The organism is Anaerorhabdus sp. (assembly GCF_036637135.1).
GTDB lineage: Bacteria > Bacillota_I > Bacilli_A > Erysipelotrichales > Erysipelotrichaceae > Anaerorhabdus.
In genome coordinates, this window is the sequence record NZ_JAVWNC010000012.1 from 23,888 (window position 1) to 39,332 (window position 15,445).

14 protein-coding genes and 1 pseudogene are annotated in these 15,445 nt (G+C 33.4%); 3 read left to right on the forward strand and 12 right to left on the reverse strand.

Translation table 11 applies throughout. The features are described from left to right. Window positions 1-8: 8 nt before the first annotated feature. From RR643_RS03635 to RR643_RS03655, 5 genes are read right to left on the reverse strand one after another with little or no spacing between them, the layout of a single operon-like run. Window positions 9-929, reverse strand: a complete 921-nt coding sequence (locus RR643_RS03635; protein ID WP_332469166.1) for an ABC transporter permease — start codon at window positions 927-929, stop codon at window positions 9-11. Then, entirely contained in the window at window positions 926-2,008 is a 1,083-nt protein-coding gene (locus tag RR643_RS03640) for an ABC transporter permease (protein ID WP_332469165.1), read from the reverse strand. Before RR643_RS03640 ends, RR643_RS03635 begins: the two co-directional genes overlap by 4 nt. Next, the gene (locus RR643_RS03645; RefSeq protein WP_332469164.1) at window positions 2,001-3,524 is read right to left on the reverse strand and encodes an ABC transporter ATP-binding protein; all 1,524 of its coding nucleotides are present in this window, start codon (window positions 3,522-3,524) and stop codon (window positions 2,001-2,003) included. Before RR643_RS03645 ends, RR643_RS03640 begins: the two co-directional genes overlap by 8 nt. A gap of 44 nt (window positions 3,525-3,568) precedes the next feature. Further along, complete coding sequence (locus RR643_RS03650; RefSeq protein ID WP_332482357.1) at window positions 3,569-4,615, reverse strand: BMP family lipoprotein; 1,047 nt, start codon at window positions 4,613-4,615, stop codon at window positions 3,569-3,571. Between the two features lie 15 nt (window positions 4,616-4,630). Next, window positions 4,631-6,124, reverse strand: coding sequence for a sulfatase-like hydrolase/transferase (locus RR643_RS03655; RefSeq protein WP_332472390.1), 1,494 nt, complete (start codon window positions 6,122-6,124; stop codon window positions 4,631-4,633). A gap of 107 nt (window positions 6,125-6,231) precedes the next feature. Between RR643_RS03655 and RR643_RS03660 the strand changes: the two genes are divergently transcribed. From RR643_RS03660 to RR643_RS03670, 3 genes are read left to right on the forward strand one after another with little or no spacing between them, the layout of a single operon-like run. Further along, window positions 6,232-7,107 (forward strand): LysR family transcriptional regulator, encoded by an 876-nt coding sequence (locus tag RR643_RS03660; protein WP_332482358.1) that lies wholly within the window; start codon window positions 6,232-6,234, stop codon window positions 7,105-7,107. 10 nt (window positions 7,108-7,117) lie between these two features. Further along, a complete protein-coding gene (locus tag RR643_RS03665) occupies window positions 7,118-8,020 on the forward strand; it encodes a LysR family transcriptional regulator (RefSeq protein ID WP_332482359.1) in 903 nt (300 codons plus the stop codon). Between the two features lie 17 nt (window positions 8,021-8,037). After that, complete coding sequence (locus RR643_RS03670; RefSeq protein ID WP_332469159.1) at window positions 8,038-8,664, forward strand: class I SAM-dependent methyltransferase; 627 nt, start codon at window positions 8,038-8,040, stop codon at window positions 8,662-8,664. A 38-nt stretch (window positions 8,665-8,702) separates the two neighbouring features. On the opposite strand, the gene RR643_RS03675 is transcribed toward RR643_RS03670, so the two are convergent. From RR643_RS03675 to RR643_RS03705, 7 genes and pseudogenes are all read right to left on the reverse strand, one after another. After that, entirely contained in the window at window positions 8,703-9,974 is a 1,272-nt protein-coding gene (locus tag RR643_RS03675; RefSeq protein WP_332469158.1) for a galactokinase, read from the reverse strand. Between the two features lie 9 nt (window positions 9,975-9,983). Then, entirely contained in the window at window positions 9,984-10,994 is a 1,011-nt protein-coding gene (locus tag RR643_RS03680; protein WP_332482360.1) for an aldose epimerase family protein, read from the reverse strand. Continuing rightward, window positions 10,994-11,671 carry a ribonuclease III gene (rnc, locus tag RR643_RS03685; protein ID WP_332469156.1) on the reverse strand — a complete coding sequence of 226 codons (678 nt, stop codon included), beginning with the start codon at window positions 11,669-11,671 and terminating at the stop codon, window positions 10,994-10,996. The genes RR643_RS03680 and rnc overlap by 1 nt, the downstream gene beginning before the upstream one ends. A gap of 15 nt (window positions 11,672-11,686) precedes the next feature. Beyond that, the gene (recG, locus tag RR643_RS03690; RefSeq protein ID WP_332482361.1) at window positions 11,687-13,693 is read right to left on the reverse strand and encodes an ATP-dependent DNA helicase RecG; all 2,007 of its coding nucleotides are present in this window, start codon (window positions 13,691-13,693) and stop codon (window positions 11,687-11,689) included. A 26-nt stretch (window positions 13,694-13,719) separates the two neighbouring features. Then, entirely contained in the window at window positions 13,720-14,670 is a 951-nt protein-coding gene (locus RR643_RS03695; RefSeq protein ID WP_332482362.1) for a S66 family peptidase, read from the reverse strand. A 71-nt stretch (window positions 14,671-14,741) separates the two neighbouring features. Further along, window positions 14,742-15,086 (reverse strand): annotated as a pseudogene (locus RR643_RS03700) (VOC family protein); the annotation flags it as partial. 117 nt (window positions 15,087-15,203) lie between these two features. Further along, window positions 15,204-15,445, reverse strand: a 242-nt coding sequence (locus tag RR643_RS03705) for a hypothetical protein (protein ID WP_442878356.1), incomplete at its 5' end; no start/stop codon positions are given.

Genomic DNA, 15,445 nt, shown 5'->3' on the forward strand with positions numbered 1-15,445 from the left:
CCTTTTCATTAATTATTTTTCTTCAAATATGGTTTACCATTAGCTGCTGGAGCTTTTGATTTACCAAATGAGAAAGCGAGTACTAGTAAACAAACTACATACGGAATTGCCGATAATATTGTCGGCGATAAACCAGTTACATTGGTTGCTTGAAGTTGTAATTGAATTGCATCAAATACACTAAAGAACAAACAAGCACTAATTGCTCCTAATGGTTTCCATCGACCTAAGATAACGGCCGCAAGTGCTAAATAACCACGTCCTGCAGACATATTTTCTTGGAAAATATTCATTTGACCAAGTGATAAATAAGCACCACCTAATCCTGCAAGCATCCCACTTACAATAACGCACCAGTAACGAATACGCCATACATTAATACCCAATGTTTCTGCAACTTTTGGATTTTCACCTACAGTATGAATACGTAAGCCTAAAGGCGTATGTCTAAATAAATACCAAATACCAACACTCACAATAATTGCAAGATAAAGTAATGGTGAGAAGTTAGCCATATACTTTCCTATGACTGGAATATCTCTAAAGATTTCAGTAGTAGGTAAATAAGCAACCGGATCAGAGTTTCCAGCACGATTGAAAATTAAACGTAATCCAAATGATGTAATCCCTGCAGAGAATAACGTAATACCAGTAGCACTTACTGCTTGAGGTCCACCGCATGAAATAGAAATAAATGCATGAATCAATGCAAGTAATCCTCCTCCAATTGCCGCTGCAAGAACACCTAAAATTGGATTATTTGTAAAGAATGATACAGCCATACCACAGAAAGCACCAAAGAGAATCATACCTTCAATACCAATGTTTGTAACCCCTGCTCGTTCTGATAGAACACCACCAAGACTTGCAAAGATAAGAGGTACAGCTGTTGAAATTGTCATTAGGACAATCGCTTCAATAGAGATCATTGTGCGCCCTCCAATTTCTTTTCTTCATTTACTTTTATACGATTTAGTTTTGCTTTTTTATAGATTGTAAAGATATACTCAGCTGCAATAAATAGAATAATAACACCTTGCATTGCATCAACGATTGTTCTTGAAACACCGACTGACGTTTGCATAGTTACAGCACCCGTTCTTAATACACTGAATAATAAAGCGGTTAGAATAACACCTATTGGATTTCCTTTTGCAAGTAATGCAATTGGAATACCATCGAATCCATATCCTGGATTATATCCATCATATAATTTACCTGAATTACCCAGAACATCCATTGCTCCTGCAAGTCCTGCAAGTCCGCCTGATATGATTAATGAAATTAGGATATTCTTTTTTGAACTAATTCCATTAGAATTTGAAGCATTTTGATTTCCACCAACTGCTTTTATTTCATAACCAAGAACAGTTTTTTGAAGCAATATTTTTAATATGATTGCTGCAATGATTGCAAAGACAATACTAATGCAAATACGCAATCCTCCTGTTTGAATAAATGGAATTCTAGCAGTTGCCTCCACCCAATTCATTGCCACGAAATCACTTTTGTCTGCTTTGAAATAAGTGTTAATTAAAAATGAAACAACTGAGAAAGCAACATAGTTCATCATGATGGTACTGATAACCGTATTTACATCTTTTTTAATTTTTAAAATACCTGGAATAACTGCCCATAAACCACCAAAGATAAATCCAGCTAAGATAGCTAGTGGTAAATGAACAAGCATTGGTAATCCCTTAAGCGTAACACCGACAAGTGAAGCTCCAAATGCCCCAAATACCAATTGTCCCTCGCCCCCAATGTTTAATGATTTACATTGATACGCAATAGATACTGATAATCCTGTAAAGATAAGTGGTGTTGCTTTATTTAAAGTTTGAGATATTGCGGCAGGTGATCCAAAAGCACCTCTAAATAATGCTGAGTATGCTTCAATAGGACTTTTACCTGTAGCCAGAATCAACAAGCTACCAAAGATAAACGCAAAGGCTATCGCAATTAAAGGCATTTTAAGTTCACTCAATGATTTTTTTATTTTATCCATTGACGCCTACCCCCTTTAATCCCAACATCATTTTACCAATCTCTTCAATATCAAATTCATCTTTAGTTAGTGTTCCAACTACTTTACCCATATGGAATACGTAGATACGATCACATAACGCTAAAATTTCATCAAGTTCAAATGAGATTAACAAAATACCTTGTTCATTATTTCTCGCTTCTACTAATGTATTATGAACAAATTCAATTGCTCCAACATCTAGTCCACGTGTTGGTTGTGATGCAAGAATAAATTTTGGTTTATTGCATGTTTCTCTAGCAAGAATAATCTTTTGTTGATTACCTCCAGATAACGTTGATGCAAGACTTTCTCTTGACATTGTACGTATATCAAAGTCTTTAATATTTTTATCTGCGAATGTTGAAATTTCATTAAAATTTAAGAAATAGTTTTTCGCAAATGGCGCATGATAGTGTTGACCGAGAATCATATTTTCAGCAACAGTATAATCTAAAACTAGTCCATCACGATGACGATCTTCTGGAATATATCCTAAACCATGCGAGCGAATATCTCGAACGCTTTTCTTCTTAATATTTTCACCATTTACAAGTACTTCTCCTGAATAGTGTTTAAATAAACCACTGATGATTTCAATTAGTTCCGATTGCCCGTTTCCATCAATACCTGCGATACCTACGATTTCACCAGATTTCACATCGATGTTAATGCCATCTAATACCTTATGTGGTCCTTTGGTAGCAGATAAATTCTCAACCAGTAAGACTTCATCTTTCTTCATCGTTTTACTACGAGCTCTTCCTCCCAAAACAACATCACGACCTACCATCATCTGAGTTAGTTTCGATTCATCTACTTCATTTGTATTCACAGTACCTATTAGTTTTCCTAAACGTAATACAGAAATACGATTACTAATTTCCAATACTTCATTTAATTTATGTGTAATGATAATAACTGTTTTTCCTTTTGATACAAGCAAACGAATGTTATCAAAAAGTTCTTCAATTTCTTGTGGCGCAAGTACTGCAGTTGGTTCATCAAGAATTAAAAGATCTACACCTCGATACAAGGCTTTTAAAATCTCAACACGTTGTTGCATTCCTACAGTAATTTCATCAACTCTTGCTTTTGGATCTACATGTAGATTGTATTTTTCGCAAAGTTCTTCTACTTCTTTAATCGCTTTCTTACGATCAAGGAAAAGTTTAGTTCCTGTTTCTTGTCCAAGGACGATATTTTCAGCGATTGTTAAATTTTGAATGAGCATGAAATGCTGATGTACCATTCCAATACCACGTTCAATTGCATCTTTTGGATTTTTCAAATGAACTACTTCTTCATTTATTTTAATTACACCAGCAGTTGGCTGATACAATCCATAAAGGACATTCATCAATGTTGATTTACCTGCACCATTTTCACCACAAATTGCATGGACAGTTCCTTTTTCAACACCAATACTAATATCATCATTTGCTTTAAGAGCTCCAAAATACTTGCAAACGTTTACTGTTTCTATTGCGTATGACATTGATTCTCCTTTCTAAAAAGTTGTGAGTTTCCCCACAACTAAGTTTATTTTCCAAAGCTTGCTAAATCTTCTTTAGTTAATGGAATTTGAATTTCTCCATTCATAACTTGAGTTCTAATAGCGTCAACTTGTTGAAGGATTTCATCACTTGCAACCGTCTTTACTAAATCAGCATTAGGGTTGAATAAGATATCAACTCCACCTTCTTTAATACCACGTGTTGTGATACCTGCAGAAGATGTTCCACCAATAAACTCATTTAATGCGTTATAAACAGTTAAATCAACAGTCTTAACTTGAGATGCAATAATCTTTTCAGGGTTCTTATCAAATTGTCCTAAAGCAGCTCCTAAAGCATATTTACCTTCACCAGCATCTGTTGCAGCTTGGAATACGCCTAAGTTACATGCACCTGCGAATGATGCTACATAATCTGCGCCTTGAGTAAATAATGTATTTGCAATTTCTTTTCCTTTTCCTACATCATTGTATGTACCAGCATAAATACCGATAACTTTACCTGTAGGGTTAGTTGTCATAAATCCAGCTTCGAATCCATTTTTTGCACGTTCTTGTAGTGGTGATTCAACACCAGCGATATAACCTACTGTTCCAGTTTTTGTAACTAAACCAGCAAATGCTCCAAGAACAAATGCAGCTTCTTCTTCTTTAAACATTGAAGATACAACATTTTCTACCCCATCAACCTCTGCATCAAATGCTAAGATTGTTTTATCTGGATATTCTGCAGCTACTTGAATAACTGCATCTGCGAATGATGCACCTGCACAAATTGCTACATCAGCACCATCATTAAATACGGCACGTAAATTGTTTGCGTAGTCTCCAATTTCTTTTGATTCAACCATTTTTACTTCAAAACCTAATTCTTCTGATGCTTTTGTTAGACCAGAGTAAACAGCATCGTTATACCCTTGATCCCCTAAACCTCCCGTGTCAGTTACAAACCCAACGACATATTTCTTTTCGCCGTCAGTTGTTTGCCCTCCTTCTTTTGGAGCGTCAGTTGAACATGCAGCGAGTGATGTTACAAGTAACGCAGATAATAAGATTGTTAAAATTTTCTTCATTCCTTTTCCCCTTTCTTAACAAATCATATCAGCATCATTTGTCTTAGCTTGCCAAGTGCGTAAGCGTTTCAACAAATCATGCTTAATATCTTTATAATTTTCATCCTGTGCCAAGTTATTCAACTCAAATGGATCTTTGTCTAAATCATACAATTCATCAATTTGATTCTCAAACTTAACCAGTTTGTAGTTATCATGAACCATCATACGACCATTGATACGTTCTACATATCCATGACCAGCAGTTTCACACATCAAGTCATCACGCCATTCTTTAGTTTCATGTTTAACTAAAGGCAATAAGCTTGATCCATGATATTCTTGTTTGAATTTAAGTCCAACCGCATCCATTATTGTAACAGGAATATCCATATTACTCACTAGTTGATTGAACTTTTGATTTGGATCAATAACACCTGGCCATTTGATTGCCATTGGTATTCTCATAACTTCTTGGGACATATATGAACATTTATCAAAATGTCCGCCATGACTAGCAAGTGCATCACCATGATCTGTTGCCCAAACAATAACAGTATTCTTGTCTAATCCTAATTCTTTAACTTTATCCAAAATCTTACCTGCAGCTGCATCTAACATCGTGTTATGAGCATAAGCATGAGCTAGAATTTCTTGCCAAGTTTCCCAAGGCACTGGATTAGGATGGATAATTTTTTGATTGTCATCTCCAATGAATCGATTATCTTCTGTACGATGTACATCAGCACGATTATTTAAATCATCACTAAAGTTACCATATTCCTTAATATCTTTTGGATTATACATATCGTAAAATTCTTTTGTAGGGAAGAATGGTTGATGTGGTCCCCAAAAATCGACACGCATATTGAATGGCTCATCGCTACCGTTCTTAACTAATTCTTCTAATTTTTCGCAAGCGAGATTTGCTAAAAAGAATGATTCATGTGTTTCTTTTGGTGTTACTGTAATACCCATCGCATGTTCACCACACCAGCTTGATTCACATTTGTAATTTTCTCCCACTTTTATTTTAGGGAAATGTCCTTCTGCAAATAATCGGTCTGAACAACAATGCCATTCAATGAAATGTTCTGCCATTGGTAGATTGTATCTTTCCAAATACTTTTTATATGTTTCTGATGTGTATGGATTACCATAGCCATCACAGCTAAATCCTTCACAATGTTGATTCTCAATTGTTGTAGCATTATCAGCGCCTGCATGCCACTTTCCAAAGTAATAATTCTTATACCCTTCTTTAAATAATGCTTCTAGGTACGTTTCTTCATCATATGGTGCAGATGAAGTATTGTAATAATTCTTATGTTTATGTGCAAATTGACCATTTAACATTGTACGTCTTACTGGCGCACATAAAGGTGTAGCACAATATGCATTCGTAAATTCAGCACCTTCACTTGCAAATTTCTCGAAATTCGGACGAAGTGGTTTAACTCCACCATCCCATCCATGACGATAAAATGCCTGGTGATCATTTAGAATGAAAATCACATTTGGTTTAGTCACAAATATTTCCCCCTTTTCCCAAGCAAATTATAACAAACCTATGTTTTCGTGTATAATACTAATATAGAATATGAAGTATAAGATTTTTGTTATATAAAGGAGATAATATGAATCATAGAAATTTGAGAATTTTCTTAGAAGTCTGTAAGACAAAGAACATTACAAAAGCATCTACTCAATTATACTTAGCTCAACCTGCTGTTTCACTAGCTATAAAGGAACTAGAGGATGAATATCATACAACTCTATTTTTAAGAAGTTCAAAATCACTCACAATTACAAATAGTGGCATGAAACTTATGCATTACGCTATGGAAATCATGAAAATATACAATGAAATTGAAACAACTTTTACGTCTGATAACAATGAAATTCTTAACCTAGGATCTTCCATTACAATTGCAGAACACTTTTTACCTCAATACATCAAAGCATACAAACAAACTACCAATCCATCCACCATACGTGTAACGATTGAAAATCCTGATGTTATAATAAGAAAAGTATTATCAAGAGAAATTGACTTTGCCTTTATTGATGCTGATTATCCAAGTGATAATTTAGAATTTACACCATTCTATACAAATCATTTTGTAGCTGTTACATCCAAGAATCATCCTCTTGCCCTCAAACCCGAAGTCACTTTTGAAGAGTTTCTTAGTTATGATTTGTTACTTCGTGAACAGGGCTCTGTCGAACGAGAACTAATTGAAATGATACTTAAGAAACGTGGGCATCATAAGTTACCGCTTTGGGAAAGCAGTAGTACAAAAGTTATAATCAAGGGTGTAGCTGAAGAAATTGGAGTTACCATTTTACCATTAGAACTCATACGCGATTATCTCCATACTGACAACATTCAAATTATTAATATTATCGATGTAAATTTAAAACGTTATTTTTACTTTATAAAGCGTAAAGATATTGCACTGAGTGCAACTATGAATAATTTTATACATGTAGCAACAAATCTATATAAATAGGAGATCCCCCATGAACTTAAATCATTTGAAGATATTTATTTTTGTTTGTAAGTATAGTAGCATCACTCAAGCATCTAAAGAATTGAATATGAAGCAGCCACAGGTCTCTTATGCTATCAAAGAGTTAGAAAGAGAACTGAATACCTGTTTATTCTTTCGTGTCTCTCGACGCCTAGAAATCACCGATAATGGAAACAAACTTTTCAACTTAGCCATGCGATTATTTGATCAATACGCTGAAATGGAACTTGCAATGAAATCCAGCGATGAAGAAACAATCATCACAGTTGGTGCATCGATTACACTTGGCAAACACTTTTTACCTATCTATATTAGTAAGTTTAATAAGATTTATCCAAATGTACACGTTAACCTAATCATCGACACCAACGAAAATATCATAAGTATGGTACTCAACAAAAAATTATTCCTTGCTTTTGTTGATACCAACATCGATGAACCAAAATTAGAAGTTGAACAATATCACAAAGATAAGATTGTAGCAATATGTCACAAAGATCATCCACTATCAAAAAAATCATCTCTCTCCTTACTTGATTTATCGAATGAAGATCTACTACTTCGTACCAAAGGAAATGGAGATCGCGAAGCAATTAATCAAGCATTCCAAGCCTTAGGAACTACCTATCACGCTGTACTTGAAAATGATATCGGTGTCTTACTCTTAAATGCCACCGCTAATAACCTTGGAATATCTTTACTACCCAAAAATATCGCATATGATTATGCCAACAAAAATGAAACAAAAATTTTAAATATTGATGAGTTACTATTAGATCGTTATTTCAGTTCTATTCATTTAAAAGGTGTTGAATTAAGTGATGTTTTACAAAGCTTTAACTCAGTCAGTATTTCTCAAGACAACTGGTTATTTATACAAAAAAGAGATTAATATGAAAGGAATAAAGAATGAAAAAAGAAAATTCAAATCTACAATTTTGGGAAAGAGTTGCTCATTTGTATACTCCGTTTGTAGAAAAAGGAAACAAAAAAATGTATGGAGATTTGTGTAACAACATACGCCCCTACTTAACGAAAGATATGAAAGTATTGGAATTGGCATGCGGTACAGGGCAACTTACTCTTTCTTTATGTGAGGATGTTCAGGAATGGTATGCTACTGATTTTTCACAAAAGATGATCGACGAATTAAATAAAAGATCTTTGAGTACATCGCTTCATTGTGAATTACAAGATGCTACAAACTTAACTTACCCAGATCACCAATTTGACGTTGTTATCATTGCGAATGCTTTACATATCATGCCAAACCCTAATCAAGCACTAAAAGAAATCAACCGTGTTTTAAAAGATGATGGAATCTTAATTGCACCTACCTTCATACACGAAGCAAAAACAAATAGAATAAAGATTTGGCTAATGGAAAGAATTGGTTTTATTACATTCCATAAATGGACATCCTCTCAGTTCAAGTTCTATATTATATCGCAAGGATTTGAGGTTATAAGTCATTCAATACTTTATGGAAACTTATTCCCTGAATGTGTGATTATCGCAAGAAAAAAAGTTAGTTAGTACTCATATGAGTATCAACTAACTTTTTACATGCTTAATTAAATAATTTTATATCCACCAACTGGGCGAATTGACAATACAAAGCAAGAGCCATCACCATAAATTTCATTCATTTGGTTTTTGTATTCTTCTAACATTGCTTTTGGTACAAAGGCTTGAATCGTTCCTGCAAGTCCACCACCATGAACACGGTATGCGCCTTTACCTTTTAATAACTGTTCAGACACCGCTAACGCTAATGAAAGGTTTTGATTTTCAATATCTTTGGTTGTGTATACATTTTGTAAATACATGTATGATGAATATCCTGACTCAATAATAAGCTGTTTAAATGTTTCTAAATCATTTTCCTTAAGTGCTTTTACTTGTTCTACAACACGATCAGTCTCATTGAAAAAGTGAATAGCACGTAACAAAGCACGATCACTACATTGTTCACGAATCTTCTTAATATTCTTTAAGAATTCTTCTTTTGTGCATTGTGATAACACTTCTTTTCCTAATACTTTAGCAACATCTTTCATTTCTTTCGGCATCAATCCGTATTCATCCGATAAGTCCGCATGATTTCCTTTTGTATCAACTAAACACAACGCATAATCAGAATGCGCAAAATCAAATAATACTTGTTCAACAATTGGGTTATGTTTATCTTTAAAATCAATTGTTACAAATCCACCAACTGAACATGCCATTTGGTCTAATAAACCACATGGTTTCATAAAGTAATTATTCTCTGCATATTGACCAATTTTCGCAATTTCTACATGATCAATTTTTCCATCATTATAGATTTCAGATAAGATTGTACCCAATAAAACTTCAAATGCAGCACTAGATGAAATTCCTGAACCTTGTAAAACATTACTATGACTAATTGCTTTAAAACCACCAATGTTATACCCTAATTCTTTAAAACGTGCTAATGTACCACGAATAAGCGATTCAGACGTAAATTTTTCATTTTCTTTGATTTCTAAATCCGAAACACTAACAGGTTGAACTTCAAATCCATCAGCGTAATATTCACATGAATCAAGGCATGGTACAACGACAGTTGCGATATCCATATTGACACTTGCAGCTAATACTCTTCCTTGTTGATGATCCGTGTGGTTTCCACCAACTTCAGTTCTACCTGGCGCACAAATTAAATGAGCTTCTTCATCACCAAATTTTTCTAATGCTTTGTCTAATAAAGTAACATAACGATCTTTCTCACTTTGAATATCATCACAACAATTAATCATTTTTAATTGGTCATCAAATTGTCCAGCAATCAGATTTTGTTTAATTTCAGTAATTTTCATGGGTTCCTCCTAATTGAATTTGAATTGTGTTTTATGATGCCAAACATCATCTTTTTTAAGAATTGGTTTGACTTGATTCTTTGTTTGTATTGCATTTGGATAATACTGCGTTTCAAAACAAATTGAACTACGACGTAAAAATTCTCCGCCTTCTTTCGTATTTGTATAGTTACCTTCTAAGAAATTGCTAGAATACATATGGAATCCAGGTAAATCAGAACTTATTGTCATCTCTACCTGTTTACCTTTACAAATCGCAAACTCTCTAAAACCTTCACCATTTACTAGAAAGTGATGATCATATCCACTACCATTTTTGATTTGAATTTCATCATTATTTATATCTTTACCAATTGATTTAAACGAAGTAAAATCAAATGCTGTTCCTTTTACATCATAAATATCTTCATGCGTACATCCATCAGGATCAACGCCTGCAAACATACTCGCATTAATTTTCACTTCATGATCTAATATCGTTTTACTTGTTGGACCATCTAAGTTAAAGAAAGAATGATTTGTAATATTTAACAATGTATCGGCATCACTTTGTGCATCTATTATGAAATTTAGTCCGTTTTCAATTAACTCATATGTTACTTTTACACGTACGTTACCAGGGTATCCTTCTTCTTGATCTACGCTCGTATATTCAAATGAAATCAAGTTTTGATCAATATGTGGTATCCACATTTTTGTATCAAATCCATTTAATCCACCATGAAGTGAATTTCCATTATTGTTTACAGGGACATGATAAACCTTACCATTTAATTCAAACTCCCCTTTACCAATTCGATTACACACACGACCTATAGTTTGTCCCATATATTTAACTTGGTCTTCATAACCACTGACATCTGTGAATCCTTGAACCACATCAATCCCTGTTTTTTTCACAACCAATGAAACTAAAGTTGCTCCATAATCTGTACACGACATTTTCATCGTGTCATTTTCAATTGTATAAAGAATTGCTTCTTGATTGAAACTAGTTTTACCAAATGATTTCGATTCCATTATTTCACCATCTTTTCAAATGCATCTTTCGCAGCCATTTGCTCTGCTTTCTTCTTACTATTTCCTATGCCACGACCTAAGATAATATCATCCAATTTAACTTGAATTTCAAATTTAGGATTATTACTTGGACCTGTCATTTTTACTACTTCATAAGTTACAGTTTTCCTTGTATCTGATTGTACAAATTCTTGTAATTTGGTTTTATAATCCATTACAATTACTTGATTTGGATCAAGTAATCTTGGTGTTATCACCTCATTGAGAATGTTGTCAATTGGATCCATTCCACCATCCATAAATAGAGCACCCAAGAATGCTTCAAACATATCAGATACAATAGAGTCTCTTTGTCTTCCACCTGATTTATCTTCACCAGAACCTAGTAACAAGAAATCATTTAATTTTAATTCCTTCGCATAAATTGATAAAGCTTTTTCGCATACAAGTTGCGCACGTAAGGTTGTCATATGACCTTCATCTAACGGTGGTTCAATTCTAAATATCTTATCAGAAATCCACAATTGAAGAACCGCATCCCCCATAAATTCTAAACGCTCATTGTCATTTTTACTGCGGTGTTCATTTACATAAGACGAATGCATAAAGGCTTGCATTATCAGAGGTTCATTATGTATTTCAATTCCTCTATTTTTTAACCATGTAGCTATATTCATATTTCATCTCCTCATCTAATCCATGGTAGAAAGTGTATTTTCATTTATTAAAAGCACTTTCTTTATAAGTTGTTCATTTTCACTATTAGTACTGTTATCCAAGATTTCTTGAACATCATGTTTCGTTGTTTCAATAATTTTTGTGTCTTCCACCAAATTTCCCAATAAAAAGGCAGGCAAACCACTTTGTCTTGTCCCTAGTATATCACCAGGTCCTCTTAAACGTAAGTCTTCGAAAGAAATTTCAAAACCATTGTTTGATTTTACTAAAACATTCAATCGTTCTAAACTTTCAGGTTCCTTTGTATCCGTCAATAAATAACATACCCCTTGGTGTGATCCTCTTTGCACCCTACCTCGTAATTGATGTAGCTGGCTCAATCCAAATCGGTGTGCATCATAAATAATCATACATGTTGCATTGACTACATTTATGCCTACCTCAATAACTGTCGTAGACACTAGGATTTGGATATGATTTTTTTTGAATTCATTCATTACTTCTTCTTTTTCTTCACTACTCATCTTGCCATGCAAAACACCCACACAAGCTATACCTTCAAATTGTTTTTGAAGATTCTCATATATCTCAAGAACATTACGTGCTACAAAATTTTCACTTTCTTCAATGGCACTACAAATAACATAAATTTGTCGACCTTGATTTAGTAACTCAACAATATCTTTTAAAACGCTTCTAAAACTATTCTCTTGAATTAAAATTGTTTTTACTTCCTTACGTCCTGCAGGCATCGTTTCAATGGTAGTAATATCCATATCTCCATATAAAGTATTTGCAAGAGTTCGTGGTATTGGGGTTGCACTCATTAGAAGAAAATCTACCTTGTCCCCTTTATCTAGAAGTTTTCTGCGTTGCTCAACACCAAAACGATGTTGCTCATCCGCCACAACAAATCCCAAATCTTTAAACTCTACATCAGGTTGAATTAAAGAGTGTGTCCCTACTAAAATATCAATCTTACCTAATTTTAAATCCTCAAGTATTTCCTTCTTTTTACTACTAGGTAGCGCAGAATAAAGTACTTCAATTTTCAAACTTGTAGAACGCAATAAATCCTTTAATGACAAATAATGTTGTTTTGCTAATATTTCTGTAGGTGCAAGCAAAGCACATTGTTTGCCCGCATAACAACACGCAACCATACCCAAAGCAGCAACTACTGTTTTACCACATCCAACATCTCCCTGAATCAAGCGATACATAACACGATCACTTTGAAGATCACACAACAAATCATTTACTGCTTTAACTTGATCTTTTGTCAAAGGAAATGGCAAATGGTTCGCAAGCACAAAAACATCATCAAAGTTGAATGATTTACCTTGTTTATATTCCACTTTTTCATTTTGTTTACGAATAAGTTGAATGGCTAAATGAAACTTTAAAAATTCCTCATATTTTAAGGTGCGTATAGCTAATGTTACATCTTGAATGTTTTCTGGAAAATGAATTTTATAATAGGCAACTTTTTTATCGAGTAAACGATATTGTTCACGATATTTTGTTGGTACATCATTTTGTATGTCATGTACACTATTTTCGAAACATCTTCTCATGATGTCTTGTACATTTTTTTGTGTTAATCCATATTTCAAAGGATATACAGGTTGTATACCCAATTGTTCACACAAAGGTTTAAAGTTATATTGAATTGCCGTTATTTTGCGATTTCCTTCATACTTCCCAATAATCGTAAGTACTTGACCTAATTCCATTTTATTCACCCATGGTCGATTAAATAGTGTAATGTCAAATACATCATCTTCATTTTCAACCTGGAACTTTGTCATGGTTCTCGACCCTTTAAATCGAATGCTTTTTGGGTAGGTAATACACCTTGCCTCAAAAACAACTTTATCTTTTACTTGCCACTCTTCATATGGCTTTAGTTCAAGTTGTTCATAACGAAAAGGATAATAAGACAACAAATCATCCGATGTATAAAGATTCATTTGATTCAAAATTTCTATCTTTTTAGGAGGTATTTTACAAGCCTTCAAAGACAACCCCATTTCCTTCACCTTCTTTATTTCTTATATGTTAAATCATAAGTTATTTTAAATTTCTTATTTCTTACTTCTATTTTAGCATATCCACCATTCATAAAGGGCATTGTATCTCCCACATGACCAACTTGTACATTGTAGACAACAGGTACCTTTACATCCAAATCACGTATTACATCATCTAATGTCAATCCCATAATATCTTCTGAATATCTCATTTTCCCAATTAGTATACCTTTGCATTTTTCAAAATAACCCAATTGTTGCATTTGCCATAAACATCGTTTTAATCCACATATATTATAATCAAATGGTTCAAAATACCAAATAAAATCAGGATACTTTTTGATAAAGTATTTTACTCCCTCATATTCTGTACCAATTAAATTCATCAGTATATCTAAGTTACCGCCAATAAGTCGACCTTCAAATTTCATATTATTTTTACGATTCGTTTTAACCTCTTCATCTCCATATTGGCTAAATTCAGTTTTTTCTTGTAGTAATAAATTTAACAAATCAAACGATGATTCCTCAGATTGTTGAGTAAAACTCTCCAACATATTCATCGCATATATTGATGCAACATCGCATTTAGTTGTTAATGTATGAACTAAATTGGTATTATCAGAAAATCCCACAAACCATTTTGGATTCGCTTTTCTTAATTTTTCAAAATCGAGGTAAGGTAGTATTTCTATCTCACGCTCTCCACCACTTACCGACCACACAAAATCAATTTTCTCATCTAAGTAAAACTTCATAAATTCTTTTGCACGATTTTTAGGTGTATTACTTTGCGCTTTTTCGACTACAAATAAATTCTTACTCTCTATGATTTTAAATCCTAATTCTTCCAGTTTTTCTTTACTCTTTAAGTACTCATAAAGATACTTTTCACTACCTATTCCAAGCGAAGGGGCAAGTACACCTATCGTCGCATTTTCATGAATATACTTTGGTATTCTCATACTTCCACCTCTACTGTATTATTGTAACTTACAGTCAAAAGAAAAACCATCATTAGATGGTTAGTTCTTAACTAAAGAGAATTCCTTACTTCTTTTCTACTGCCTATTTCTAATAGATTTCCTTCTGGATCAGCAACATAAAAATTGCGAATACCGAATGGATATGTAATTGGTTCTCCTGTTGGAAAACGTAAATCTAGTTTCGATAATTTCTCATATTCAATATCTACATCTTCATAACTAGGTAACCAAAGAGCAATCTCAAATGTTTGATTGATTCCTTTAGGATGAATGTCGTTTTCATTAATTGATTTCACAAATTCTTTTCTACTGTACATGAATAAAGTTAGATCACCACTAGCGGTTTCAAACTCCTCAAAATCACCGCCAACCCAATCGGTATGTAAACCTAGCGTATCGCGATAAAATCAAACCATGATGTCCATATCACCTGCTAATATACAAGCGCCTACTCTTACTTCTTTTCCTAACATAAATTTCCTCCGTTTAAATTATACTGATAGAAGAATAAACTATCCTTTAATTAATCCATAAGCAACCATTATTGCTAGAAAAACAAAAATAGCCATACCAATATATACATATATTTTGATATAACTTTTAAAACTATTTGAGTCATTATATATTGAATCGATTTTTTCGCTACTCATGTTTTTCTCACGAACATCTTGAATATCAATATCTCTTACTAGTTCATCCAAAGTCAATCCAAAATAATCACTTAAAAGTACGAGTCTTTGAAAATCAGGATAAG